Source organism: Paenibacillus sp. S-12 (genome assembly GCF_030363895.1).
GTDB lineage: Bacteria > Bacillota > Bacilli > Paenibacillales > Paenibacillaceae > Paenibacillus_B > Paenibacillus_B alvei.
This window is the reverse complement of sequence record NZ_JASIUF010000005.1, coordinates 17,826-43,725: the sequence shown is the minus strand read 5'-3', so window position 1 is coordinate 43,725 and position 25,900 is coordinate 17,826. Positions and strand designations below refer to the sequence as shown.

The 25,900-nt window shown below is 47.2% G+C and carries 22 protein-coding genes; 4 read left to right on the top strand and 18 right to left on the bottom strand.

The window, feature by feature from the left end; translation table 11 throughout:
• Positions 1-6: 6 nt before the first annotated feature.
• The 7 genes from NO352_RS03035 to NO352_RS03005 all read right to left on the bottom strand — a co-directional run bounded on the left by NO352_RS03035 (position 7) and on the right by NO352_RS03005 (position 9,216).
• Positions 7-1,335, bottom strand: a complete 1,329-nt coding sequence (locus NO352_RS03035) for a replication-associated recombination protein A (protein ID WP_040735984.1) — start codon at positions 1,333-1,335, stop codon at positions 7-9.
• A 14-nt stretch (positions 1,336-1,349) separates the two neighbouring features.
• Entirely contained in the window at positions 1,350-2,093 is a 744-nt protein-coding gene (locus NO352_RS03030; protein WP_289355164.1) for a tRNA threonylcarbamoyladenosine dehydratase, read from the bottom strand.
• Positions 2,094-2,378: 285 nt separating this feature from the next.
• Positions 2,379-4,187 (bottom strand): aspartate--tRNA ligase, encoded by a 1,809-nt coding sequence (gene aspS, locus NO352_RS03025; RefSeq protein ID WP_268620193.1) that lies wholly within the window; start codon positions 4,185-4,187, stop codon positions 2,379-2,381.
• A gap of 60 nt (positions 4,188-4,247) precedes the next feature.
• Positions 4,248-5,498: a histidine--tRNA ligase gene (gene hisS, locus NO352_RS03020; protein WP_268599149.1), complete on the bottom strand. Its 1,251-nt coding sequence runs from the start codon at positions 5,496-5,498 to the stop codon at positions 4,248-4,250.
• A 705-nt stretch (positions 5,499-6,203) separates the two neighbouring features.
• Complete coding sequence (locus NO352_RS03015) at positions 6,204-6,347, bottom strand: hypothetical protein (RefSeq protein ID WP_005547463.1); 144 nt, start codon at positions 6,345-6,347, stop codon at positions 6,204-6,206.
• A 73-nt stretch (positions 6,348-6,420) separates the two neighbouring features.
• Positions 6,421-6,867 (bottom strand): D-aminoacyl-tRNA deacylase, encoded by a 447-nt coding sequence (dtd, locus tag NO352_RS03010; RefSeq protein WP_005547461.1) that lies wholly within the window; start codon positions 6,865-6,867, stop codon positions 6,421-6,423.
• Positions 6,868-7,035: 168 nt separating this feature from the next.
• The gene (locus NO352_RS03005; RefSeq protein ID WP_163977437.1) at positions 7,036-9,216 is read right to left on the bottom strand and encodes a RelA/SpoT family protein; all 2,181 of its coding nucleotides are present in this window, start codon (positions 9,214-9,216) and stop codon (positions 7,036-7,038) included.
• A gap of 356 nt (positions 9,217-9,572) precedes the next feature.
• On the opposite strand from NO352_RS03005, the gene uraA reads away from it, so the two are divergent.
• Entirely contained in the window at positions 9,573-10,835 is a 1,263-nt protein-coding gene (gene uraA / locus NO352_RS03000) for a uracil permease (protein ID WP_005547458.1), read from the top strand.
• 99 nt (positions 10,836-10,934) lie between these two features.
• On the opposite strand, the gene NO352_RS02995 is transcribed toward uraA, so the two are convergent.
• The 6 genes from NO352_RS02995 to NO352_RS02970 all read right to left on the bottom strand — a co-directional run bounded on the left by NO352_RS02995 (position 10,935) and on the right by NO352_RS02970 (position 17,581).
• Positions 10,935-11,453 (bottom strand): adenine phosphoribosyltransferase, encoded by a 519-nt coding sequence (locus tag NO352_RS02995; protein WP_005547456.1) that lies wholly within the window; start codon positions 11,451-11,453, stop codon positions 10,935-10,937.
• A 39-nt stretch (positions 11,454-11,492) separates the two neighbouring features.
• Positions 11,493-13,922: a single-stranded-DNA-specific exonuclease RecJ gene (gene recJ, locus NO352_RS02990; protein WP_268599150.1), complete on the bottom strand. Its 2,430-nt coding sequence runs from the start codon at positions 13,920-13,922 to the stop codon at positions 11,493-11,495.
• 19 nt (positions 13,923-13,941) lie between these two features.
• Positions 13,942-14,895: a cation diffusion facilitator family transporter gene (locus tag NO352_RS02985; RefSeq protein ID WP_005547453.1), complete on the bottom strand. Its 954-nt coding sequence runs from the start codon at positions 14,893-14,895 to the stop codon at positions 13,942-13,944.
• 142 nt (positions 14,896-15,037) lie between these two features.
• Positions 15,038-15,949 carry a protein translocase subunit SecF gene (gene secF / locus NO352_RS02980; RefSeq protein WP_005547451.1) on the bottom strand — a complete coding sequence of 304 codons (912 nt, stop codon included), beginning with the start codon at positions 15,947-15,949 and terminating at the stop codon, positions 15,038-15,040.
• On the bottom strand, positions 15,939-17,219 hold the full coding sequence (gene secD / locus NO352_RS02975; RefSeq protein WP_005547448.1) for a protein translocase subunit SecD: 1,281 nt from the start codon (positions 17,217-17,219) through the stop codon (positions 15,939-15,941). Before secD ends, secF begins: the two co-directional genes overlap by 11 nt.
• Positions 17,220-17,323: 104 nt before the next feature.
• Positions 17,324-17,581, bottom strand: coding sequence for a post-transcriptional regulator (locus tag NO352_RS02970; RefSeq protein ID WP_005547446.1), 258 nt, complete (start codon positions 17,579-17,581; stop codon positions 17,324-17,326).
• Positions 17,582-17,708: 127 nt separating this feature from the next.
• Here NO352_RS02970 and spoVB point away from each other — a divergent pair, with 127 nt between their 5' ends.
• On the top strand, positions 17,709-19,397 hold the full coding sequence (gene spoVB, locus NO352_RS02965; protein ID WP_289354877.1) for a stage V sporulation protein B: 1,689 nt from the start codon (positions 17,709-17,711) through the stop codon (positions 19,395-19,397).
• Between the two features lie 2 nt (positions 19,398-19,399).
• Here the strand turns inward: spoVB and NO352_RS02960 are convergent, their stop codons facing one another.
• Both NO352_RS02960 and NO352_RS02955 read right to left on the bottom strand, forming a co-directional pair.
• Positions 19,400-20,161, bottom strand: coding sequence for a YetF domain-containing protein (locus tag NO352_RS02960; protein WP_268599152.1), 762 nt, complete (start codon positions 20,159-20,161; stop codon positions 19,400-19,402).
• A 141-nt stretch (positions 20,162-20,302) separates the two neighbouring features.
• Complete coding sequence (locus NO352_RS02955) at positions 20,303-21,616, bottom strand: ArsB/NhaD family transporter (protein ID WP_005547439.1); 1,314 nt, start codon at positions 21,614-21,616, stop codon at positions 20,303-20,305.
• Between the two features lie 172 nt (positions 21,617-21,788).
• Here NO352_RS02955 and NO352_RS02950 point away from each other — a divergent pair, with 172 nt between their 5' ends.
• Both NO352_RS02950 and NO352_RS02945 read left to right on the top strand, forming a co-directional pair.
• Positions 21,789-22,187: a TIGR04086 family membrane protein gene (locus NO352_RS02950; protein ID WP_268599153.1), complete on the top strand. Its 399-nt coding sequence runs from the start codon at positions 21,789-21,791 to the stop codon at positions 22,185-22,187.
• 112 nt (positions 22,188-22,299) lie between these two features.
• The gene (locus tag NO352_RS02945) at positions 22,300-23,157 is read left to right on the top strand and encodes a phosphatase PAP2 family protein (protein ID WP_289354876.1); all 858 of its coding nucleotides are present in this window, start codon (positions 22,300-22,302) and stop codon (positions 23,155-23,157) included.
• Positions 23,158-23,271: 114 nt separating this feature from the next.
• Here NO352_RS02945 and yajC read toward each other — a convergent pair whose 3' ends face one another.
• From yajC to queA, 3 genes are all read right to left on the bottom strand, one after another.
• The gene (yajC, locus tag NO352_RS02940; protein ID WP_005547434.1) at positions 23,272-23,586 is read right to left on the bottom strand and encodes a preprotein translocase subunit YajC; all 315 of its coding nucleotides are present in this window, start codon (positions 23,584-23,586) and stop codon (positions 23,272-23,274) included.
• Positions 23,587-23,689: 103 nt separating this feature from the next.
• Positions 23,690-24,826 (bottom strand): tRNA guanosine(34) transglycosylase Tgt, encoded by a 1,137-nt coding sequence (gene tgt / locus NO352_RS02935; RefSeq protein WP_163977342.1) that lies wholly within the window; start codon positions 24,824-24,826, stop codon positions 23,690-23,692.
• Positions 24,827-24,846: 20 nt separating this feature from the next.
• Positions 24,847-25,893 (bottom strand): tRNA preQ1(34) S-adenosylmethionine ribosyltransferase-isomerase QueA, encoded by a 1,047-nt coding sequence (queA, locus tag NO352_RS02930; protein ID WP_268599155.1) that lies wholly within the window; start codon positions 25,891-25,893, stop codon positions 24,847-24,849.
• Positions 25,894-25,900: the final 7 nt, after the last annotated feature.

The following is a 25,900-nucleotide window of genomic DNA, read 5'->3' as shown; positions in this document are numbered from 1 at the left end:
TCTAAACTAAGCGTCGCCTCGACCATGCGAGCCCCTTCTCCGCTCTTGGTTGATGCGCATTTTGGCTTCTGTCCCCTGCTCGTTCGCCATAAAGAATACCCGCTTCTTTATTGCGTCAGGCAGGTATTGCTGCTCCACATAGTGTCCTGGAAAGTCGTGTGGATACTGATAGCCCTTGTGTCCGAGCTTGTCCGCGCCTTTGTAATGCGTATCGCGCAAATGCAATGGCACTTCAGCCGTCTTAATATCTTCAAACGCCTGCATGACGCGAGCAATGGCAAGCGGGATCGAGTTGGACTTTGGACTTTCAACCGCGAATAAAATAGCTTGCGCCACGATGTACTTCGACTCCGGCCAGCCTATTCGATGATAGGCCTCCAGCGCACTAACAGCCTGCACCATTGCTTGCGGGTTCGCTAGTCCGATATCTTCGCTGCATGCAACGGTTAATCTGCGAATGAATGTCATTGGATCCATGCCCAGCTTCTCGACCGCATACAGGAACCAGAACAGGGCCGCATCACTTGATCCGCGAATGCTCTTGTGGAAGGCAGACAATACATCATACTGTACCGATTCATCTGCCTGTACAATCGGCCTTCGAACAGATTCTTCCGCCACTTCCAATGTAATGTGGACTGTCCCGTCTTCCCTCGGTGTCGTCGTCATTGCCGCCATCTCCAGCGCGTTCAATGCACGGCGTATGTCGCCATTCGCCATGGAAGCAATGTGTTCAAGCGCATCCGAGTCTGCCTGAACCGGCATGAATCCAAGTCCCCGCTCCTTATCAACCAAAGCCCGCTTCATCGCAATTAGCGAGTGCTCCTTCGTGAGCGGCTTCAATTGGAACAAGGTCGAGCGGCTGATTAACGCCCCATTTACATGATGGAATGGATTTTCCGTCGTTGCGCCGATGAATATAATCGTCCCCTTTTCAACGGCAGGCAGCAATGCATCCTGTTGTGATCGATTAAAGCGATGAACCTCATCCAAGAACAGAATAGTCTTGGTATTGTACATCTTCTTATTCGTATCAGCTTGTTCAATAACTGCTCGAACATCCTTAACTGATGCATCGACTGCATTTAAGCGAACGAATTCACCCTTCGTCTGCTCCGAGATGATATTAGCGAGCGTCGTCTTGCCGCAGCCTGGCGGCCCATACAGCAATATCGAGGAGACTCGATCCGCTTCAATCGCTCTTCGCAGCAGTCTTCCCGGCCCTACTATATGTTCTTGGCCAATATACTCTTCCAATGTTTTTGGCCGAATTCGATCAGCCAGCAATCGCATCGTCGGATGCTGCTGTTCTTCCCCATAAGAGAATAAATCCATATCTGTCACCCAAATTACAACTCTGCCAGCATGTCGCGGATCACGACACTGACCATAATAAGCCCAGCCACTGGCGGCACGAATGCGTTACTGGAAGGTGGCTGCTTCGCCTTGCGAATATCAGGGGCAGTATCCGGTACGATGCGCTCCGTAACATCCTCACGCGGCTTGATTGGCTCCTCTGTAGAGAACACAACCTTGACCCCTTTTCGAATGCCATCCTTACGCAGTTTTTGCCGAATAACGCGAGCAATCGGGTCGTAAGACGTCTCCGAAATATCAGCCACTTGGAAACGCGAAGGATCCATCTTATTCGCCGCACCCATACTGGAAATAATAGATATTTTCCGCTTTAAGCATTCTTTGATCAAGTGAATTTTATATACAATCGTATCCGATGCATCGACAACATAATCCAGTTCATACTTAAATAATTCTTCGTATGTTTCTTCCGTATAGAACATGTTAAGTGCAATCGCATCACAATCTGGATTGATTAGCTTAATCCGATCACGCATCAATTCCGCCTTCTTCTGACCAACAGTAGTCGTCAAGGCGTGAATTTGCCGATTAATGTTCGTAATATCGACTGTATCTTTATCAATGAGAATAATTCGACCTACACCGGTGCGTGCCAATGCCTCTGCAGCCATTGAGCCAACACCGCCGATTCCTAGAACGGCGACTGTGCTGTTTTTAAGCTTCTCCAAGCCTTCCGGCCCAATCGCAAGTTCCGTACGTGAAAATTGATGCAGCATAACGTCCTTTTCCTCCTGCGTCTCATTATCCATGCATGGTTTATGCATCGTGTCATGTGCAAATTTGCCCGTCAATTGGCACACTTCTGCACAAATGGCAACACTCTTCTGCACAAAAAGCCATCATGCATCAAGTTCGCATCCTAGATGCTTAATCTTCTACTCTATATCGTATCATAGACAGGCCCAAGAACATAGCGTAACGCCCCTTGCCCAAGCATCCGCTAGATAGGAATTTCGGGCGAGGGGCGTTATGTGCTAACAGCTTCTTTTCAGCCGTCCGGCTTATTGCTCTTCGTTATTCTCTTGTGTCTTCTCTTCTTTTTCTTTTTTCTTGTACGTCGACTTAATATGCAATACGTCCAACTGAGACTTATCAACGACGTTAGGCGCATCTGTCATCAAGTCTGTCGCACTTGCCGTTTTCGGGAATGCAATCGTTTCACGCAAGTTCGTACGACCTGCAAGCAGCATCACGAGACGGTCTAAGCCAAACGCAATACCGCCATGCGGAGGCGTGCCATATTCGAAGGCATTCATCAAGAATCCGAATTTTTGCTGTGCTTCTTCTGGTGTGAAGCCAAGCGCCGCGAACATCTTCTCCTGTACATCGCGGTTGTAAATACGCATCGAACCACCGCCGATTTCATAGCCGTTCAAGACAAGGTCATAAGCTTGAGCGCGAATTTGGCCTGGATCTGTATCGAACAATGCCAAGTCTTCGTCTTTCGGACGTGTGAACGGATGATGTTCAGCCACATAACGCTTCGCTTCTTCGTCGTAGCCGAGCAGCGGGAAGTCAACAACCCAAGCGAACTTGAACACACTGTCATCAATCAGGTTCAAGCGGCGGCCAATCAAGAGGCGAAGGTTGCCAAGCACATCGTATACCACTTTACGCTTGTCCGCCGAGAAGAGCAGCAAGTCTCCTTCTTCTGCGCCTGTGCGCTCACGAAGAGATGCGATTTCTTCCTCACTCATGAACTTCACGATTGGACCGCGGAATTCGCCGTCCTTCACTTGAATCCAAGCCAAGCCTTTTGCCCCGTAGCGTGCTGCAAACGGCGCCAAATCGTCAATGTCCTTGCGGCTCCATGTTCCGCAGCCTTTGGCATTCAGCACTTTTACAACGCCGCCCTTTTCGATCACTGACGCGAAGACCTTCACACCGCTGTTTTGTACGATATCGCACACATCCACAAGCTCAAGACCGAAGCGAAGATCCGGCTTATCGGAACCGTACTTCTCCATTGCGTCTTGATACGTAATGCGTTGGAATGGCGTAGGGATATCTACACCAACCGTTGTTTTAAACAAGCGAACCATCAATTGTTCCATCATCTCGTGCAATTGCTCGGTAGACATGAAGGACGTTTCGATGTCCACCTGAGTGAATTCTGGCTGACGGTCTGCACGCAAGTCCTCATCGCGGAAGCAACGCGCAATTTGATAGTATCGCTCAACGCCGGATACCATAAGCAACTGCTTAAAGATTTGCGGAGATTGCGGCAGCGCGTAGAATTCGCCTGGATGCACACGGCTCGGTACCAAGTAGTCTCGCGCACCTTCTGGCGTGATCATCGTCAAGATAGGTGTTTCTACATCGATGAATTCATTCTCTTCCAGGAAATCACGGAATACTTTCGTCGCTTTGGAACGAAGCATCAGCGTCTTCTGCATTTCCGGACGACGAAGATCCAAATAACGATATTTTAAGCGAAGGGATTCATCAATTTCGATACCGTCCTCAATGAAGAACGGTGGATTCTTCGCAGCATTCAAAATTTCAATTTCCGTTACACGAACTTCTACTTCGCCAGTTGGCAGGTTAGGGTTCACTGTTTCAGCATCACGCTCAACAACCGTACCGCGTACAGCAAGCACATATTCGTTGCGAGCACGATCTGCGATATCATGCGCTTCTTGAGAAAAATCTGGGTTAAATACGATTTGGACAAGACCACTTCTATCGCGCAAATCGATGAACAATACGCCTCCCAAGTCACGGCGACGTTGTACCCAACCATTCAGGGTAACCGTTTCACCAATTTGATCTCTTGTAATCTTTCCGCACTGATGCGTTTTGTACATCATAGGATGCACGCTCCTCACTTCAATATAGTCAGTCCATTAAACGAATGGAATCGAGCCTTGTTAAGCTCGTACGATCGCTTCAGCCAATTCTTCCAGCTTCACGAACTGCTGCTCGCCAGTAGCTAGGTTCTTCAATGCGATTTCACCGCGCGACAGCTCGTCGTCGCCGAGAATCCCTGCATATCGAGCCTGCATCCGGTCAGCAGACTTCATTTGCGCCTTCATCTTACGGCCTTGGTAGTCCTTCTCGGCGGCAATCCCGGCTGTACGCAATGCGTACAATACCTTCGTCACCTCATCCTCGGCCTGTTCACCCAAGCCGACAAGATAAATATCAAGCGGAGGCTGCTCATTGCAGGCAATGCCTTGCTTATCAAGCAGAAGCACAATTCGCTCCATCCCGATACCGAAGCCGATACCTGTCTGCTCAGGCCCGCCAATTTCAGAGACAAGACCGTTGTAGCGACCTCCGCCGCCTACGGTGTCAATTGCTCCAATACCTTGCGCTTTATATTCGAATGCCGTATGCGTGTAGTAATCCAACCCGCGTACAAGACGGTGGTTCACTTCATAATCAACGCCCATCGCCGTTAAATGCTGCTTCACCTTCTCAAAGTGTGTCGCGCACTCTTCGTCCAAGCTGTCTAGAATGGATGGTGCATTCGTGAACTTGTCCTGATCGACCTTACAGTCAAGCACACGCAGCGGATTACGCTCCATCCGGGACTGGCAATCCTTGCACAGCGTCTCCTTCATCGGCATCAGGAAGTCGAGCAAGCGCTCGCGGTAAGCCGCACGGCTTGTTGCGTTGCCGACAGAATTAATCTCGACGCGTACACCGCTTAAGCCAATATCTTTCATAAACTGATAGCCAAGCGCAACAATTTCGGCGTCTAAGCTAGGATCAACAGACCCGAAGGCCTCCACACCGAATTGGTGGAACTGGCGATAACGTCCCGCTTGCGGGCGTTCATACCGGAACATTGGACCAATGTAATACAGCTTCGTCAAGTCAGGGTCGCCATACAGCTTGTTCTCTACATACGAGCGAACTACGCCTGCTGTATTTTCCGGGCGCAGCGTCATGCTGCGGTCACCCTTATCACGGAACGTATACATTTCCTTTTCAACGATATCCGTTGTTTCACCAACACCGCGCTCAAACAACTCAGTCTGTTCGAAGATCGGAGTCCGGATTTCTTTAAAGTTAAAGCGGCGGCATATATCCCGAGCTTTTTGCTCGACCGTTTGCCAAATTTCAACCGTCCCTGGCAGCAAATCCTGCGTACCCGTAGGTTTTTGATATGCCATGAGCGCTAACCTCCTAATTGTTTTGTCTGTAAAATAAAAAAATCTCCCGCCCCGCAAATGATTCATTTGCAAAGGGACGAGAGATGGTATGTTCCATTCACCCGTGGTGCCACCCACATTCCGCAATCGTAAGCATCAGTGCTCTAAAAACATGTGCACACAGATGTAATCTCCGATCACGCTTCATTCACGTGTAACGTACGTCATACGCCGTACGGCTACTAATTTGGACATCACTATTGTCCTAACACGAAAGCTTCGGTTCGATAAGTCCGATGCATTTCCGTTCGCCGCAGGTTCTCGAGGATGTCATTCATCCGTCCATCAGTAAGGTTCTTCCAGCCGTGGAACCTCTCTCTGCACATGTGGGTTCGAATTACTTGTTCCTGTCATCAAATCATCATTTTCATTTTACATGTAAAGTCGGAATATAAAGAACATTGTAATGATGTAGCACGCTAAAGTCAAGAAAAAAACCTACATCACTGTAGGTTTATCAATAAGATATATTTTTAAAAGGGGGTCATGTCTGTTATTATAGGTATCCAATGTTAAAGAAACATGAAACAAAGATTACAATCAGATTACAAAAAATAAAGCGCTTTATTTTTTCTATCTCCTCCGAAAACATACGCGCTCTAATGGGCACAGTGCATTATCCAGAAGTTTAGAAGTAAAGCTGAGATTGCAATTGGGCATGGGCCACTATCGCTTCACCCCTGCCCCATCCCGACGCATCGCTTGCCGATGCTCTTCCTCCTGCTGCAATGCCGCAGCGGATTCACGCATTGATTGCATTCCTGATAAACAACTATACTGTATTGCTAACTGATGCAATGACTGGCGCATCGAATCGCTCCTCTGCCTAGGACGTCAAATAAGTACATAAGTACCAGTCCTAGTATAGCCAGCCAGGAAGCTGTTATTCAGAGCGACTGTCGAGGACAAGCGTAACCGGCCCATCATTGATTAAATGCACGTCCATCATAGCGCCGAACTTCCCTGTCGCAACCTCTAAGCCAAGCGTGCGAAGGCGCTCATTGAACGAATCATACATGGGTTCTGCCTGCTCAGGACGAGCCGCTGCCATAAAGTTAGGACGTCTGCCCTTCCGGCAATCCCCGTACAATGTAAACTGCGACACCGACAAAATTTTGCCGTCTACGTCCTGCACAGAGCTGTTCATTTTCCCCGTTTCATCTTCGAAAATACGAAGACCTGCTAATTTTTCCGCCATCCATTCGATATCACGCTCTGTATCTTCATGAGTAATGCCAACTAGCAGCATTAATCCATGCTCAATTCGGCCAACCGTTACTCCGTCAACATCTACATGCGCCTCTTTACAGCGCTGCACCACTACCTTCATATCGCTTCCTCCTTGTAATTCCGCCATACAATGCCAACCGAATACTGTTCTAACCAAATAACTTCTATCGAAGCAATTTCATCGCTTGGCTTACCTGTTCATCTTGCAGATGCATCACAGTTTGTCTGCGCAATGTCAACTTCCCCTACATGACAAAAAGGCAGCGAATTATTGCATAATTCGCTGCACCGTATATACATCTTTTACTCGTTTAATCTTCTCCACTACAGATTGCAAATGATCCGTATTCCGAATCAAAATTGTCATATGAATCATTGCCAGCTTATTGCGGTCAGAACGACCGGATACCGCCGCAATATTTGTCTTGCTTTCCGACACAGCCTGCAGCACTTCATTCAGGAAGCCGCGACGATCCATGCCTGTTATTTCAATATCGACACTGTAGTTCGCCTCAGCAGACTCTCCCCACTCTACATCAATCATGCGCGCAGCGTCTTCGCCGTCGGTTGTCGATACGACGTTCACGCAATCCGCACGATGAACGGATACGCCTCTCCCCCGGGTTACATAACCAACAATGTCATCACCCGGCACAGGATTGCAGCATCTTGCAAAGCGGACAAGAAGATTATCGATGCCCTTGACCGTAATTCCGTGAGTCGGCCGATGTTTGCGAACCGGCTCCTTCTTCACTTCCTTCACTTCATGCGTCAATTCAATCTGATTTGCTTCCTCGGCCTCTTTGCGCATCTTCTCTGTCATACGCGTACAGACCTGCGCTGCAGTTATCCCACTGAAACCGACAGCAGACATCATATCCTCAATATCGTTGAAGTTGAATTTCTTAGCTGCTTCCATCAGCTTCTCATCGCACATCCATACGAATGGCTCGAGTCCAAGACGCTTCAGCTCACGCTCAATCGCTTCCCGGCCCTTCTGCACATTTTCTTCCCGCTTCTCCTTCTTGAACCACTGCTTAATCTTGGAGCGCGCATGTGAGGACTGGGCAATCTTAATCCAGTCTGGGCTAGGCCCATAGGAATGCTTCGAAGTCAAGATTTCAACAATATCTCCGGTCTTTAGCTGATGATCTAGCGGTACAATCCGCCCATTCACCTTCGCACCGATTGTCCGATTTCCGACCTCTGTATGGATACGGAATGCAAAATCAAGCGGTACAGATCCGGCAGGAAGCTCAATGACTTCCCCCTTAGGCGTAAATACGAATACGAGATCTGAGAAGAAATCCATTTTAAGCGACTCAACAAATTCCTGAGCATCCTTGGTTTCCTGCTGCAAATCCAAGATCTCACGCAGGAAGTGCATCTTCTCTTCAAAGCTGCCGCCAATCGTACCATTGCCTTCTTTGTAAGCCCAGTGAGCCGCGATACCATACTCAGCCGTACGGTGCATATCCCAGGTGCGAATCTGCACTTCTGTTGGCTCGCCCGTAGGCCCAATGACCGTGGTATGCAAGGATTGGTACATATTCGTCTTCGGCATCGCAATATAATCTTTGAAGCGACCCGGCATCGGCTTCCACAATGTGTGGATAATCCCCAAGGTCGCGTAACAGTCTTTAATATTGTCGACGATAATTCGAATCGCAAGCAAGTCATAGATTTCATTAAATTGCTTGCTCTTCGCCGTCATTTTTTTGTACACACTATAAATATGTTTTGGACGTCCAGACAAGTCAGCCGTAATGCCCATCTCATCAAGCTTTTCCTTAATTCGGGAAATGACATCCGAAATATATTGCTCTCGCTCTGCCCGCTTCTTATGCATCAAATTGGCAATGCGATAATACTGCTGCGGATTCAAATATCGAAGCGCAATGTCCTCCATCTCCCATTTGATCGCGGAAATACCGAGACGATGCGCAATCGGACAAAAGATTTCCAGCGTTTCGTATGCAATCCGACGCTGACTTTCCTCCGACTGATATTTGAGCGTTCTCATATTATGGAGTCTGTCCGCAAGCTTAATCACGATGACTCGAATATCATTCGCCATAGCTACGAACATTTTACGATAGTTTTCATTTTGCTGCTCTTCTTTGGAGCGGAATTGAATGCGTTCCAGCTTCGTCAGCCCGTCAACGAGCATCGCGCATGTTTCCCCGAATTTAGCACGCACTTCCTCCAGGGATACGGATGTATCCTCGACGACATCATGCAGCAAGGCGGCAACGACAGAGGTAGGATCCATCTGCATGCCCACGACAATGTCTGCAACAGCCAGCGGATGCAATATATAAGGTTCACCAGATTTCCGGACTTGTCCGGTATGCGCTTTGTCCGCAAAATCGTATGCTTCGCGGATGCGATCGAGATCCGGTTCTTTCATATAGGTCGCAGCTTTCTCAATTAATTGCTCGATACCCATTGGAGTCGACTCGGTTCCTTTCTTCATCCGGGGGCACCTCCCCTAGATTACAGAGTATCCTATAATTATGCCTTTATTCGGTGTCACTCGTCAATGGTTTCCGATCTTCATCGTTCATAGATCTTGCTTATATATGTCGAAATTTGTAGATTATTCTCGAATTTTATGGGCATTTGACGTTTTTTTATGCAAAACGAGTAAAATGTTGTTGAAATGAAGGGGCCTTAACCTGTAAATTATATAGTTGGGTCTGTAAGCGGTAGTTCAAAAAGTCCATTTTGATTACAAACTTTTGAACATTGATTGTAAAACACGTCCCTGTCACAACTACATATCTGAAAAAGGAGTGCATTCGCTTGCAACGCGAAATTCAAGTGCATGAAAAACCTGGCTTCGCTCCAGGACTGCTGCTAAGCATTCAACATTTGTTCGCCATGTTCGGCTCAACCGTGCTCGTACCTAACCTGTTCGGAGTCGATCCAGGGATTGTGCTGCTGATGAACGGGCTAGGCACATTATTCTATCTCATACTGTGCCGCGGTATGATTCCCGCTTATTTGGGATCCAGCTTCGCCTTCATTTCGCCGGTCTTAGTTGTTCTCGCTGGTCATGCGGAGAACTATGCGCAAGCATTGGGCGGCTTTATCGTATCGGGCATTATATTTATCCTGGTGTCCCTCATTGTCAAAATGGCAGGCACCCGCTGGCTTGACGTATTGTTCCCCCCTGCAGCGATGGGCGCCATTGTTGCGGTTATCGGATTGGAACTTGTGCCGGTTGCAGCCAACATGTCTGGCTTCATTCCTGCGGGCCCAGATGCCGCGTTGGATGGAAAAGCGGTAACGCTCGCATTGATCACATTGGGTGTAACCGTAATCGGCAATGTCATGTTCCGTGGATTTTTCAAAATAATCCCGATACTGATCGGCATTATTTCTGGTTATGTATCAGCTTACTTTATGGGCTACGTGAATATGGATAAGGTCGTTGAAGCATCATTTATCTCACTGCCTACGATTACAACTCCAGAATGGAATATGACTGCCATACTTACTATCGTTCCAGCAGCGCTCGTCGTTGTCGTGGAGCATATCGGTCACTTGATGGTAACGAGCAACATTGTTGGCAAAGACTTATCCAAGGAGCCTGGTCTGCACCGCTCCTTGCTTGGCAACGGAATATCGACGGTCATTTCCGGATTCTTCGGTTCTACACCAAATACAACATACGGTGAAAATATCGGCGTTATGGCGCTGACTCGCGTCTATTCGGTCTGGGTTATCGGCGGCGCTGCTGTATTTGCGGTAATCCTGTCGTTTTTCGGCAATGTATCCGCACTAATTGCGAACATTCCAGTTCCCGTTATGGGCGGCGTTTCCCTGCTCTTGTTCGGGGTCATTGCCGCATCAGGTCTCCGCGTTCTGGTGGACTCGAAGGTTGACTTCAGCAAGCCGAAAAACCTGCTGCTAACAACACTCGTCATTGTCATCGGTATCAGCGGTGCCAAGCTACAGTTCGGTGCTGTAGAATTGAAAGGGATGGCGCTTGCAACTGTGCTCGCGATCGTACTGAACGTGTTCTTCATCATTTTGGACAAGCTGCATCTGTCTAACGAATAATATGAATGCAAAAATCCCCTTGCTCACCAAATCTCCATCCTGTAACGGATGAAGAAGGTAACAAGGGGATTTTTATGACTTTTTTGTCAGTTATGCATATTAATATTTCACAAGAGAAATAATGTCGATATCCTCGCCCAATTTTTCACGGCCGTTCAAATGACTGAGCTCAATCAAGAAAACTGCACCAACCACTTCCCCGCCCAATTGACGAACAAGGTCGATCGACGATTTGATTGTTCCGCCTGTCGCAAGCAGATCATCAGCGATGAGCACTTTTTGGCCAGGCTGAATCGCGTCTTTGTGCATAGCCAGCTTATCCTTGCCATACTCCAGATCATAGCCAACCTCAATTGTCTCACCCGGAAGCTTGCCGCTTTTACGAATCGGAATGAAGCCAGCACCGATAGACAACGCCAATGGAGCGCCTACTACGAAGCCGCGAGCTTCTGGTCCTGCTACGAGATCAACTTGTTTGTCCTTTACGAGTTCATGCATCGCTTCAATTGTCTTCTTGTATGCTTGACCGTCCTTGAGCAATGTCGTAATATCCTTGAAGCTGATGCCTGGCTGCGGGAAATCAGGAATCACCCGAATATACTGTTTTAATTCTTCCATGTAAAAATCCTCCTTCATAATCATCCAACTTAAATATCGTTACTTGTAACGCGCTTCATCCCAATATGACCATAGCCATGCTGCCAATTCTTCAGTAACCGGCTCATACCAGCGACTTTCCCATGCAGCTGCGGTCATCCAATCCTGATAGCGCTGTGATTGTTCAAGTGATGTACGGTTCGGCTGCTGTACAATGCTGTAAACGGTATTGTGCGTAGAAGATGTACATGTAATAAAGTCCAATTCCTTGAACACCTCCATCAGCATCAGCAGTTCTCGTTCATTCATGCGCAATCGCTTCACAAGCGAAGACTGTGTGGACTTCTCCATATTCCAAGAGCCGATCCGCTTGAGCTCGGTATATGCGTAGCCCATTCGATCACGGCTTGGCGTGAACAGTCGTCCGCCTTCCGGCTGTCGAGGGAGAATGGCATATATTCTGCCTACGTTCGGGAGCTGCTCCGCCAGCCGCTTCAACTCCCACTCGGATGGAGGGATGCTGCACAGCACCAACTCATGAATATGCTTAGACATATTCCCGAGCATCGATTTATCCGCTGTCCATCCCCAAGAGCTCGGTATTACAGTTGGCCCTTCTAATTCATCACTGTATAGCCACACGAACGGTTCGGCGGCATATACACCTGCTTGTTCCCGTGTCATGAGCAGTGCGCTAGTTTGCGGTTCATCCTGCTCCAATGTTCTTGCCAGCTCTATCGCCGATTCAAGCGGACGTGCTGTCGATCGGTGATCGAATAGCTGTCGTTTCGTGATGCGGATATCCTGCATCATCAGCTGTGGCTTGCGCTGTCCATTCCATTCATTGATTGACAGCTCCCCAAGCACATCAGCTTGTACATCAGTGGCAATTCGGTGAGACAGTGCCCCTTTGTGAAAAGCCACCGCATCCAATGTAGCACGCTCTTTGCCTAACATCAACTTTAAATGTTGTCCTTCTTTCCCCATTGTGCGCTTGTCACGCACTACCGCGTTGCGAATGACCACACGGGGACTAGGATTGCCCATTCCAAATGGAGCAAGACGGTCTAGCTGTTCAATGACTTCCAGCGGCACATCTGCAAGTTCACATTCCGCATCGACTTCCGTGCAAGGAATATAGTCCTCTTCCGTCAGCTTATCCGCCGCCATCTGGTTCAAGCTCTCCTCCAGCGCAGACAGTCGGTCTCGATGCAGCGTCATGCCAGCAGCAGCTTGGTGTCCGCCAAAATGTTCGAACACTTCTGCGCAATCTGTCATCGCTTCATACAAATCAAAACCTGCAATTGAGCGAGCCGATCCCTTGCATAAACCAGATTCTTCATCAATCCCAAGCACGAAGGTAGGCCGATAGTATCTTTCAACTATTTTGGAAGCGACAATGCCGATAACCCCGACATTCCAGCCTTCTGCTGCAAGAACGATAACATTCGGAATTTCTCCCGTATCTGCCATTTTCTCTGACAGCAGCACCTCTGCTTCCTTCACGATGCTTTCGACGATCTTCTGACGCTCCTTATTCAATCGATCCAGTTCCGTTGCATAAGCAATAGCCGTCTCGTCATCATCAGCCGTCAATAGCTGCACTGCAATATCCGCGTGATCGAGCCGGCCGCTTGCATTAATGCGCGGAGCCATCGAGAAGGCAATGCTTGTCGATGTTACATCTTTCGGATCTATCGCTCCAATTGTCATCAAGGCGCGAATGCCCGCATATTGCGATCGCTTCATGCGATTCAGCGCTTCTTGTAAAATGACCCGGTTTTCTCCAAGCAGCGGCATTAAGTCGGCTACCGTCCCAATAGCAACAAGCTCCAGCCATTGCTGCGGCACCTCGCCTATAAGCGCATGCGCCAGCTTGAAGGCAACACCTACACCTGCCAGTCCCTTAAATGGGTAAGGGCAATACGGAAGCTTAGGGTTAACGAGAGCGTATGCTTCAGGCAGCTGCTCAGGAGGCTCGTGATGATCCGTTATGACGACATCGATGCCAAGCTCCTTTGCATAAGCCACCTGCTCAACAGCGCTTATTCCGGTATCTACCGTGACGATAAGCGTACAGCCTTGCGCCTTCGCATCATCAATCGCCCCATTGTTCAGTCCGTAGCCTTCATTGGCACGGTGCGGGATATAATAATCAAAGTTCGCCTTTAGCTCCCTCATGAGAAAAATCATGAGCGAGGTGCTCGATACGCCGTCCGCATCATAATCGCCATAAATTCGGATTTTCTCCCCGTTTTTCAGCGCCCGTTGTATCCGTTCCACCGCTTCTACCATCCCTGCCATGAGGAACGGGTCATGCAGGTGGTTGACATCAGCATATAAAAACTGATGGATCTGCTCCGCAGTGTCAATCCCGCGTACGACCATCATACGAGCCAGCAATGGTGAAATGTTGGCCTCTTCGGCTAATTGACTCACACGCTCATCTGACGTTTCCGCGCAAATCCACCGTGAACGTGGATGAAGCATTCCTTCTCTCCTTTATTCCTTATTGCAGCAATGTGGATGTATCCTCGCCGACACGCGCTTCCTGTGGTCGATAAGGGAATCCGGGATCAAATGGATTCACATGCACGAATACATCTGCCACATGAATAAACCGCTGCATTAAATGTTTTTTGACTCGCTTGGCGACTGTATGTCCTTCCGCCACAGTCAAGCGAGGATTGACGCTAATTTTGACATCTACAATGACGTAATGCCCATGCTCACGGGCCCGCAGCTCATCGATAGTTATGACCCCATCGACTGACTGCACGGCACGAATGAGCGGATTCGCATCTTCGTCATGCAGCACATGATCCATTGTCGAGTGTATGGAATCAAGCACAAGCCGATAACCCATTCTCAGGACAAGCAGAGCCACTACAGCGCCTGCCACCGGATCCATATACAGCAACCAGCCGATTCCCAGCTTCCCGCCTATCATCGCTGCGCCAACACCAGCCAGCGCTGCTATGGATGAATATACATCGGAGCGATGCTCCCATGCATTGGCAATCAGTGCCTGCGAAGACAATCGCTTTCCTAATCGGAATTTATATTGGAACATGCCTTCCTTCACTGCAATAGACAAAATAATAGCTGCTAGTGCGTACCATTCCGGCACGACGACACTCCCATGCCATATGGACTTCACTGCCGAAATAGCTAATTCGATGCCGACAACTAATAGCAATACCGATACTACTATCGCAGCAATCGTTTCGGCTTTCCCGTGACCATACGGATGATCCTTGTCTGGAGGCCGCTTAGCCGCCTTCAAGCCGACTAGAACAGCAAATGAGCCTGCTACATCTGAGGCGGAATGAAAAGCATCTGCGATCAGCGCCTGACTCCCGGAAAAAAAACCAGCAATTCCCTTGACTCCAGCTAATAAGATGTTCCCGATAATTCCTACCCAGGCTCCCATCTCCGCCTTGGCAAATCGATCAGTAGACATGCAGCATCCCTCGTTTGGTCATCATAGTGATCATGGCGGCTTACACAACGCCAAAACCGCGTCACAAACGGACGCGGCTTTATCGTATGTTTCTTAACTCCAGATTATGAGAGAAAAGAAAAACAAATGGGTTCTTAACGCATTACTTCGCTTCCTGCGGTTTAGCAGCAGCTTTTGGCTTCTTGTTTTCCTTGTTCTTTAGTACGACCCACAATGGGCTCGCAATGAAGATAGAGGAGTAAGCACCAAAGCCGAGTCCGAACAAGATCGCAAGTGAGAACATCCGAATAGACTCACTGCCGAAGATGAACAAGCAGAGCGCCGTTACCAATACGGTCAATACCGTGTTGATGGAACGGGTCAGCGTTTGGTAAATACTATCATTTACCAAGTGAGCCAAGTCGTCCATGCTCTTGATCTTTGAGAACCGCAAGTTTTCCCGAATCCGGTCAAAAATAACGATCGTGTCGTTAATGGAATAACCGATAATCGTCAGCACCGCAATAATGAATGGGAGCGTGACCTCCAATCGGAAGATAGAGAACAAGCTGATAACCATAAAAGCATCATGCAGCAGGGCGACTACCGCAGATACGGCAAAGCGCCATTCAAAGCGAATGCTGACATAAATAATAATGCCGATACTCGCAATCAATACAGCAAGCAGTGCATTACGTTGCAATTCACGCGCAATTTCTACATCAACCGTATTGACTTCCATCGAAGAGCCTTGATCGAGCTTCTTCATATCAGCTTTGAACTGCTTCTCATGCTGTTCATCAAGAACCTCTGTGAAACGGATGGTAATACGCTCCGTCCCCATTGTGATCGTAGGTTCTTTTTTGAAATTATACGTTTTCAGCAGATCTTCCACCTGTGACTTCTCAATTTTCTTGGTCAGGTTGATATCCACATTCGTACCAGAGCTGAAATCAACACCATAATTCAATCCGAATATCGATAGAGACAACGCACCGAGAATGGTAATCACGATCGAGAAGATAAAGAAATATTTACTCTGATGAACAAAGTTGAATGTTCCTTTAAAGCGCACGGATTTCACTCTCCTTTACGCCGAAATATCCTGGCTTGCTCAATAGCTTCGATTTCGCAAGCAGATGCAGGAACACACGAGATAAAAATACGTTTGTAAAGATACTGCAGATAACCGTCATCATCAAGATAAGTGCAAAGCCTTTAACAGAGCTTTCACCCATAATGTACATAACGACACCCGCAATAATGGTTGTTACGTTCGCATCCATAATCGTTCTGAACGAGTTCTTGGAACCTGCCTTGAGAGCAGAGTTAATCGACTTGCCGCTGCGCAGCTCCTCTTTGATCCGTTCATAGGTAATAATGTTCGCATCGACTGCCATACCAAGACCGAGAATGAACGCTGCTATCCCCGGCAATGTCAATGTAATGTCAGCCAGCCAGAACAGCACGAGCAGAAGCCACGTGAACAAGATGAGCGAGAAGCTCGCAATTACCCCTGGCAAACGGTAGACTAGAAGCATGAACACGAGAATGAGTGCCGATCCGATCAATCCGGCTTTTACCGTTTGTTCCAACGATAGCTTACCAAGTGTAGCAGCTACACTTTGCGAATATTTCTCGGTCAGCTTCAGCGGCAATGCGCCGAGGTTAATCGTATCGCGAAGCTCATTTGCTTCTTCATTCGTGCGTTGACCCGTAATCGTTGCTTCGCCACCTGGAATCTCGTAGTTGACAGCAGGATCAGAAATCATTTGCTCGTCCATGTAAATAGCGAGATGATTGCGGGCTTTAGCAGGGTCAGGATCTGCAAGTGAAGCAAGTCTCTTCGTAATCTCAGAGAATTTCTTCGCATCCTTCAGCTTGATTGCTACGATCGGACGTTGCAAATCATCAAACACGACGCTAGCGCCGCCTTCTTTGAAGTCTGTACCTTGCAACTCAATTTTGCAATAATCCGTTGCATTTTTACAGCCATCGCTGCTGCGGAACGTCAATACAGAAGGTTCCTTCAATTTTTTACGCACTTCTTCTTCATTTTTCACATCGGCCAGCTTGACGCGAATCCGATCCGAACCTTCAATCGTAATTTCTGGTTCGCTAGTACCTTGAGCATCAATACGCTTACCCAAGCTCTTTGCCGTTTGTTTCATCGCCTCATTTGTAATTTTCCCACCCGACTCAAGCGGCGATGCTTGATACAATATTTCAAAGCCGCCTTTCAAATCGAGTCCAAGACGTATGTTGTTGACGATCGAAGGGCTTGTCCATAAAATGACGCCTAGCGAAACGACAACGATGAGCAGGAATGCGATCACCCTTTTCATATCGTCCCTAGTCCCCTTTCATATTCAATATTCCTATTATATCGGCGCTTATTTTTCGAGTCAATTTTAAGAGTCATGGCAAAAAACATAAAAAAGGCCTCGCCTTATAAAAAAGGAGAGCCCCGATATGCGGCAATTGTCATATAATTCATGAATTGCGTTGCTTTCAGCGATAAAATATCATTCACAACTTTATGCAGCGCCGGCTCACTTCCGCTTTTTACATATTTCGAACTTACACACTCCCATACATCTTTTCCGGTAACATGCTCGTATCCAATAAGACGAAGCTCTTCTGCTTTGCTTTCACAGCACAGCTCAATTGCCTCAATACGATCTGCATCACTAATCAGTTCTGTCATGCCGCTTAACTCCCTTCTCCTCGTCAGACATAATTCGACCTGCCCTTTATAAATTCCTGCTAACGCTGAGCTCCAAAGGCTGAAAAATCTCTATCATGTATCCGGTATGGTTTGTGGACAACCGCATATGAATGATATTGGGCGGCAATCATGTGCTGAAGTTCGCGTGAGAAGAGGGATACCATTGTTAAAATCTACTTTACAAAAGCAAACATTTATTCAAGGCACACTTATTTTATTGGCTGCTGGCATTGTTAACCGTATCCTAGGATTTATCCCGCGCATTATGCTGCCTCGCATCATCGGTGCAGAGGGCGTTGGTATTTATCAACTTGGATACCCTTTCCTAATCGTGATCATTACCCTAATTACAGGTGGGATTCCCCTTGCAGTGGCCAAGCTTATCGCCGAAGCAGATGCCGTGGGCGATCAGCAGCGAGTAAAACGGATACTGTCATTGGCACTTAAAATAACAATTGGTGCCTCTATTGTATTTTCAGCAGCTCTTCTGATCCTTGCACCATGGATTACAACACACGTCTTAACTGACAGCAGGGTGTATTATACGTTTTTAGTAATGACTCCGATTATCATCGTTATCGCTGCCTCATCCGTGTTTCGCGGCTACTTCCAAGGCATGCAGAACATGATACCAACCGCAACCTCTCAGGTGGTAGAGACCATTATTCGAATTTTCACGGTTATTGCATTTGCTTATATGTGCTTGCCGTATGGCTTGGAATGGGCAGCTGCAGGCGCCATGGCAGGTGTCGTGATTGGGGAAATCGGAGGATTTGCAGTTCTGGCATGGATGTATTACACATCTCGGAGACGTAGTACGAACAGTACATCCGAGCCTACAGGTATGGTTTTGAAACCAGCTAAAAATGGACATGCACCAACTGCCCCTCCGCCAAACGTCCTTCGACGCTTGTTGCAAATTACCCTCCCTGTTACAGGAGGAAAGCTCGTCGGATCTCTGTCATATTTATTGGAATCGATCACGATCGCACGCAGCCTCGCTGCCGCTGGTGTCATTACCGCAATTGCCACTGCCCAATACGGGGCGCTTCAAGGTATGATTATTCCTATCCTAACATTGCCGGGAGCCCTTACTTATTCTCTTGCCGTGTCACTCGTTCCCGCCTTATCTGAGGCGTTGGGCCGCAATGATACCATTACGATCCAGAAGCGTATTCATCAAGCCGTTCGGCTTGCACTTGTAAGCGGAGCTCCTTTTGCCGTTGTTATGTTCGTACTGGCCGTTCCCTTGTGCGCTCTGCTTTACAATGACGCAACAGTTGCCCCTATGCTGAAATGGATGGCCCCTGTTGCCATTTTCATTTATTTGCAGGCGCCGCTTCAAGCTGCTCTTCAAGCATTGGAGCGCCCTGGAACAGCTCTCGTCAATACATTTATAGGAGCCATCCTCAAAATTGGGCTAATTCTATGGCTTGCCTCAAATCCACAACTCGGCATAACAGGAGCGGTCATTGCCATTAATGTGAATATCGTTGTCGTTACAACTTTACATGCATTCAGTGTAGTTCGTCATATCGGCCTTAAGCTTCCCTGGATGGACTTTATTAAGGTTGGAGCCGCGATGGTGATTACTGCTGGTTGTATCCAAGCCGTTTATATCCATTTGTCCAGCTCTACGGATGAGCATATTTTGCTTCGGTTTATTCTTTCATGCATAGTCGGGATTATTGTTTATATTTTACTGCTCATACTAATGAAATTAATTAACCGCAGCGATATTGCCCGTTTCCCGATCTTTCGTCGATTCTTTCCAGCTAAGCCCGATCCGAAATAAGGTTATTGTTTCATTTTACTTGGGTTGCTATCGACGTAGATATTTCCTTTGTGGTCAATGGAGCAAAAGAAAACTTGCTTAAAATCATGAGCGCCTTTTTGCTGAATTTGATTTTTTAGCCAAAATCGTGTCTTGTCAATGCTATGCAAATTGTGATCTTGAACCTTGCCCTCCATAATGAGCGGCAATGGAAGTGAAGTAAAACGATAGTTCTGTGCTTCGGGCAGGGCGGGCTTGGCGTTGGATGACTTACTTTGCTTTTGCCCCTCCTGCTTATTTGCGTCAGCACCTGACGAATTTTGCTGTGATTCATCCTTGCTCACCTCAAATATTGACAATTCCCCCGTAGATTCCAAAATGGCATAGGCCACATCATTGATGTTGTCGATTCCTTGCCCTCGAAGCTGCAGCATTAAATCATCCAAATTGTATCGCTGCTTTTTCATCGTCTCCTGTTGCAGCACTCCATTTGCGATAATAATGCTCGGAGTTCCGTCAAATACTTCTCGCATTTTCGGACTTTTCAACGTCACAAAGGCCAGCGTAACTTGAATAACCGTCAGCACTATAATAGGTGCAAATTCCACAAGGATAGGGCGTTCAGAATCATCAATCGTCATAACTGCAATATCTGCTATCATGATCGAAATAACGAGGTCAAATACAGACAACTTGCCAATTTCACGCTTGCCCATTACACGAAGAACGATAAAAACCGCAAAATACATTAATATTGTACGAAAAATGACGGTCCAAATATCCATATGTAACGCCTCCTTCGCTGCCGATTGTCGGATTACGATAGTCGCATTCATTGGTATTCTGACCGCCATGATCGTGAAGCATACTGCTTCATTGTTATCGAATTGTTCCCATCCTGTATCTTACAACTCTTCCTGTTGCAATTAAAGGATGAACAGCAAAATGTAGCCTGTTGAAATCAACAAGGAAATGATCGTAATTGGTGCGCCTATTTTTAGAAAGTCCATATAACCGAACCCGTTGCCTTCACGCTGCGCCATACCTGCAACAATTACGTTTGCAGATGCGCCAATCAAGGTTCCGTTGCCACCCAGACATGCTCCAAGAGCAAGCGACCACCAGAGTGGATTCAACTGATTTGGGTCTGTAATACCCATTTGTGTGCCGATATCCTGCAAAAGCGGAATCATCGTAGCTACGAACGGAATATTGTCGATTGTAGCTGACGCAACACCTGACACCCATAATACAAGCATGGAGGTCTTCGTCATATCTCCATTTGTCAATCCGAGTGTCAGTTCTGCAAGACGGTTGATTATACCTGCTTCGATTAAGCCACCGACAAGAATGAACAAACCGATAAAGAATAAGATTGTAACCCACTCCACCTGATGGAGCGCTTCTTCGAGTTCTTCCTCACTTTTCAACCCAATGAGCATCAAAATCGTAGCCCCTGCCATTGCGACTACGGCTGCCTCCACGTGAATAACAGAATGGAGTGCAAAGCCAATGATCGTAAGAATAAGCACCGTAAGAGACTTCTTCACTAGCTTGGCATCTGTAATATAAGAGGCTGCCGACAGCTCCATTAGCGCTTGCCGCTGCTCATCTGATACCTGCAGCTGCTTACGGTAAATAAACAGCAGGCATACGATAATAACGAGTGCGATAACAAGAACAACTGGTGCCAATTGAGCCAAAAACATATTAAAAGTCAAATGCTTATTAGCTGATCCAATCATAATATTAGGCGGATCCCCGATAAGAGTTGCAGTACCGCCAACATTTGATGCAATGATTTCGGCGATAAGAAACGGCACTGGATTCATCTTCAGCATACGAGTGATTGAGAATGTAATAGGCACCATAAGCAGCACCGTCGTTACATTATCAAGAAATGCAGATCCTACTGCAGTGAGCAGAAACATAATAAGCATGATGCGCTTCGGATATCCCTTAGCTCTTTGTGCGGCCTTAACAGCAGCATATTGAAAGATACCGCTTTTGTTGGTAATCCCAACCAAAATCATCATCCCAACGAGTAGGAACAACGTATTCCACTCGATGTGTGTTGTAAATGCTGTATGTACATCTACAATTTGCAGGACGAGCATAACAACTGCGCCCAACAACGCAATGACTGCCCGGTTAATCTTCTCTGAAATAATGATGGCATACGTGATTAAAAACACAATGACCGCAGCGGTCACCTGCCAGCTTGCTAATGTATGTCCCACAATACTCCATCCCTCTCTACATTATTAAGGCTCTATTTGCACTTTCCACTCATGACCTTTTGTTCACACATTATAACGCCGTCTTTTTTTTTCGTCTATGCCTTGTACTAAATTGGATAGCTTGCCCATACGATGATTACTAATCAAATAAATGATGGGAGGAGCGTGTAAAATGAATGCGATCCAGAATGTGACGCGTTGGAAATTGGGTCACCCGCTGCTGGCGGGAATTGTCTACGCATTTGTATGGATGGCTCTCGGAGCACTCGCCTTATCAGTCTTGCTGTATTCCAGCTCAGCTAGTGAAGACGAAATGAAAGGCTATATTTATATTGTCCATTGTATCGCACTTTTTATCGGTGGTTGGATTTCTGGCAAAAGAAGCGGCAAAAAAGGCTGGTACTATGGAGGAATGACAGGAATTGCGTATGCTCTGCTCGTTATGTTAATTGGATTTTTAGCGATGGATGCAGGGGTCAGCCTACAAAAATTCGTCCAAACGATAGCTGCCTTTGCAGTCAGCGCTATCGGGGGAATTATCGGTGTAAATATGAGCAAATCCGCCCAGTAAGGGAGGCTATAGCTTAAGGGTCGGATAATCGCACCATGTAATCCCCACCCAATTGTGTTATACTATTGGAGTTTACAAAATGGCAATATGACCTAACATTAGGGGGATTCTCGTGGTTCTATTTCAATCCATGCAGACTGTCACGCTGTGGACCATTGTAACCGTCATTGCACTCGTATGGTTCGGTTCACGCACACAGCCGCTAGCTGTCGCTGGAGCATTTCTTCGCTCGTTGTGGACATCACGTTCTTTTCTCTTCGCCTTCATTGCGATGGTGCTTATTCTCATGGTTAACGGCATGGAACTTACGCTTGAGAAAATGCTGCAAATCAATTGGGATTTTACTCCCAACATTCATCAACTTGAAGGACAATTTGTATACAGTGTACAGCAGATCTTTAACCATCCGTTATTAACGCAATTTGTATCCTTTTTCTATATTGTTGTCTTTCAAGCACTTATTGTAGCTTCACTTGGGATTTATACAACGAATGGGAACCTACGTATGGCGCATGCTGTGTGTTATGCTATTATGATCAATTACATCGTGGCCATTCCATTCTATTTGTTTTTCCCAGTCAACGAAGTATGGTCTTATCCGCCATCCGGCGTCAACTTCCGCATGCTGGAGGTATTTCCGAACTTTGAGGAGCAATACCGCGCCTTCTCTGGCATTGACAACTGTTTCCCTAGCTTGCATACGTCCATCTCGATAACGGTTGCATTGCTGGCTTCTCAGTCCGGCAATCGCAGATGGGCCATTTTCACGGCTGCAAGTGCTGTTATAATCGTATTTTCTATCTTCTATCTAGGCATTCACTGGCTGACAGATATGCTTGCTGGAACCGTTCTTGCAACAGCAGCGTCATGGGCTGGCTTGAAGCTTGCGGGTGTTCAGCCCAAGCACAGCTTGTTGCCAGATCGCCAGAAGACGTTCAGCAAATCTTACTCTAAGTCCAATGAAATGTAAAACTACGATGGCATCACCCTCTTACTTTCTCACGAGGGATGATGGTACATGAAAAAGGGCTGTCCATTGCTTTTCCTGCAATGGGCAGCCCTTCTTCTATGATTTGGCATCGTATTAGGATGCACTTGCGGATTCTTCTGCTGACACAACTTGGCTAATCGCACTGCGATCGAATGTCATTTTCGTAACATCGTTAACACGCAATACAATTGTATCGTCTGTAATCTCAACGATTGTACCATGCAAACCACCAATCGTTACGATTTTATCTCCTTTTTTCAATGCACTAAGCATTGAGTTCCGCTGCTTTTGCTTCTTCTGCTGAGGACGGATTAACAAGAAATAAAATACAGCAAACATCAAAACGAACGGCAATAACATTTGAAGAAACCCGCCAGTTCCTCCTGCCTCTGCTCCTGCAATCAACATGTATGTATCCCCCTTTCATAAAATGAAATCAATTATGTATAGACTGCCGAACGAGCTGAACAGTCCACCCATGTGGACAATCCAGCAGGCAGCATGTCTATCGTTAGAACCCGCTCTCGTTGCGATCCATGCCATAGGCTTCGAAAAATTCGTCTCTGAAGTCACGAAGTCGATCTTCACGAATTGCCTCGCGCACTTGACTCATCAAATTCACCAAGAAATACAGGTTATGATACGTTGTCAAACGAAGCCCAAATGTCTCATCAGCCTTAATAAGATGGCGCAAATACGCACGCGAATAGTTCCGGCAAGTATAGCAGTCGCACTTCGGATCAAGCGGCCCGAAATCCCGAGCATACTTCGCATTGCGTACGACAAGACGGCCTTGGCTTGTCATGGTTGTACCATTGCGAGCGATGCGGGTAGGCAGTACGCAGTCGAACATATCCACTCCACGCATAGCTCCTTCGATTAATGCATCCGGTGATCCAACCCCCATCAAATAGCGAGGCTTATTGTCTGGCAGCAATGGAGTTGTGTAATCCAGCACCTCATACATCAAGTGCTTGGGTTCGCCCACACTCAGTCCTCCAATAGCATACCCCGGGAAATCCATCGAAGTCAAATCCTTCGCGCTCTGGCGACGAAGGTCTTCATACATCCCGCCTTGGATAATCGCGAACAAGGCCTGATCATGCGGTCTAGTATGACTTTCCAAGCAACGTTCCGCCCAGCGTGTCGTACGTTCCAATGACGGCTTGACATATTCGCGTTCAGCCGGATATGGAGGACATTCATCGAATGCCATCATTATATCCGATCCCAGTGCATTTTGGATCTCCATTGCCTTCTCCGGCGACAGGAAGAGCTTGTCCCCATTTAAATGAGAACGGAAATGAACCCCTTCCTCTTCAATCTTACGCATATCGCTAAGACTAAATACCTGGAATCCACCGCTATCAGTCAAAATTGCGCGATCCCAATTCATAAACTTATGAAGCCCGCCAGCTTCTCGAATAATGTCATGACCTGGTCGAAGGAAGAGGTGATACGTATTGCTCAAAATAATTTTGGCTTCCATCTCCTTCAATTCTTCGGGACTCATCGTCTTGACTGTCGCCAATGTCCCAACGGGCATAAAAATAGGTGTCTCAAAGGAGCCATGGGGTGTATGCACCTTTCCAAGCCGAGCACCCGTCTGCTTGCAAGTCTTGATTAATTCATATGTTACTGCTGCCATAGTCTTATCTCATCCTTGTATTAGGTTTCCTGTGCATGATCGTAAATGAACATTGCATCGCCGAAGCTAAAGAAACGATATTCCTGATCAATCGCTTCCTGATAAGCAGCCATGATATGATCGCGGCCAGCCAGTGCGCTGACGAGCATCACTAACGTTGATTTCGGTAGGTGAAAATTCGTTAAGAGTGAGTTCACAAGCTTGAATTCATATCCTGGATAAATAAAAATGTCTGTCCAGCCTGAGCAAGGCTCGATTGGCTTGCCATCAAATCTCCCTGCAACCGTTTCTAACGTTCTAGCTGATGTAGTTCCTACTGCAACAATACGGCCGCCCTGCTGTTTCGTTTCATTAATTATTGTCGCCGTGTCTGCACTCATTTCATAATACTCCGAATGCATGACATGCTCTTCAATCGTATCGGAAGACATGGGACGGAATGTGCCTAACCCAACATGAAGGGTAATGTAAGCAACGTGAACGCCCTTCTTCTCAACCTCTGCCAAAAGCTCCTTCGTAAAGTGCAACCCAGCCGTAGGGGCTGCAGCAGAGCCTTCATGCTTCGCGTACACCGTCTGGTAGCGTTCGCGATCATTCAACTGCTCCTTAATGTATGGAGGAAGCGGCATTTGTCCGAGTTCGTCCAGAATCTCATTAAATATGCCTTCGTATGTGAACCGAAGCAATCTTGCTCCCATCTCACGCTCTTCCAGCACTTCTGCTTTAAGCTTGTCGCCAAACAATACGGTCATTCCAACCTTGACTCTCTTCCCTGGCTTAACGAGCGCTTCCCAACAGTCATCCTCTTCTTGCTTCAGCAAAAGAACCTCAACTTTGGCCCCCGTATCCTCTTTAACACCGAACAAGCGTGCAGGGATTACCCGCGTGTCATTCAGCACAAGCAAATCGCCTGGCTGCAAATAGGAAAGGATTTCGGGAAAATTGTGATGCTCCACCTTCCCAGTATGGCGATCCAATGTTAATAATCGAGATGCAGTCCGATCTGTCAACGGTGTCTGCGCAATCAAATGCTCTGGTAAATGAAAATCAAATAAGTCCACATTCATCTGCTAT

Coding starts and splice junctions, on each gene's coding strand:
- NO352_RS03035 (WP_040735984.1), bottom strand. CDS start 1,335: ATGGATTTATTCTCTTATGGGGAAGAACAGCAGCATCCGACGATGCGA.
- NO352_RS03030 (WP_289355164.1), bottom strand. CDS start 2,093: ATGCTGCATCAATTTTCACGTACGGAACTTGCGATTGGGCCGGAAGGC.
- aspS (WP_268620193.1), bottom strand. CDS start 4,187: ATGATGTACAAAACGCATCAGTGCGGAAAGATTACAAGAGATCAAATT.
- hisS (WP_268599149.1), bottom strand. CDS start 5,498: ATGGCATATCAAAAACCTACGGGTACGCAGGATTTGCTGCCAGGGACG.
- NO352_RS03015 (WP_005547463.1), bottom strand. CDS start 6,347: ATGCGCCAGTCATTGCATCAGTTAGCAATACAGTATAGTTGTTTATCA.
- dtd (WP_005547461.1), bottom strand. CDS start 6,867: ATGAAGGTAGTGGTGCAGCGCTGTAAAGAGGCGCATGTAGATGTTGAC.
- NO352_RS03005 (WP_163977437.1), bottom strand. CDS start 9,216: ATGGGTATCGAGCAATTAATTGAGAAAGCTGCGACCTATATGAAAGAA.
- NO352_RS02995 (WP_005547456.1), bottom strand. CDS start 11,453: ATGGAAGAATTAAAACAGTATATTCGGGTGATTCCTGATTTCCCGCAG.
- recJ (WP_268599150.1), bottom strand. CDS start 13,922: ATGCTTCATCCACGTTCACGGTGGATTTGCGCGGAAACGTCAGATGAG.
- NO352_RS02985 (WP_005547453.1), bottom strand. CDS start 14,895: ATGTCTACTGATCGATTTGCCAAGGCGGAGATGGGAGCCTGGGTAGGA.
- secD (WP_005547448.1), bottom strand. CDS start 17,219: ATGAAAAGGGTGATCGCATTCCTGCTCATCGTTGTCGTTTCGCTAGGC.
- NO352_RS02970 (WP_005547446.1), bottom strand. CDS start 17,581: ATGACAGAACTGATTAGTGATGCAGATCGTATTGAGGCAATTGAGCTG.
- spoVB (WP_289354877.1), top strand. CDS start 17,709: ATGAATGATATTGGGCGGCAATCATGTGCTGAAGTTCGCGTGAGAAGA.
- NO352_RS02960 (WP_268599152.1), bottom strand. CDS start 20,161: ATGGATATTTGGACCGTCATTTTTCGTACAATATTAATGTATTTTGCG.
- NO352_RS02950 (WP_268599153.1), top strand. CDS start 21,789: ATGAATGCGATCCAGAATGTGACGCGTTGGAAATTGGGTCACCCGCTG.
- yajC (WP_005547434.1), bottom strand. CDS start 23,586: ATGTTGATTGCAGGAGCAGAGGCAGGAGGAACTGGCGGGTTTCTTCAA.
- tgt (WP_163977342.1), bottom strand. CDS start 24,826: ATGGCAGCAGTAACATATGAATTAATCAAGACTTGCAAGCAGACGGGT.
- queA (WP_268599155.1), bottom strand. CDS start 25,893: ATGAATGTGGACTTATTTGATTTTCATTTACCAGAGCATTTGATTGCG.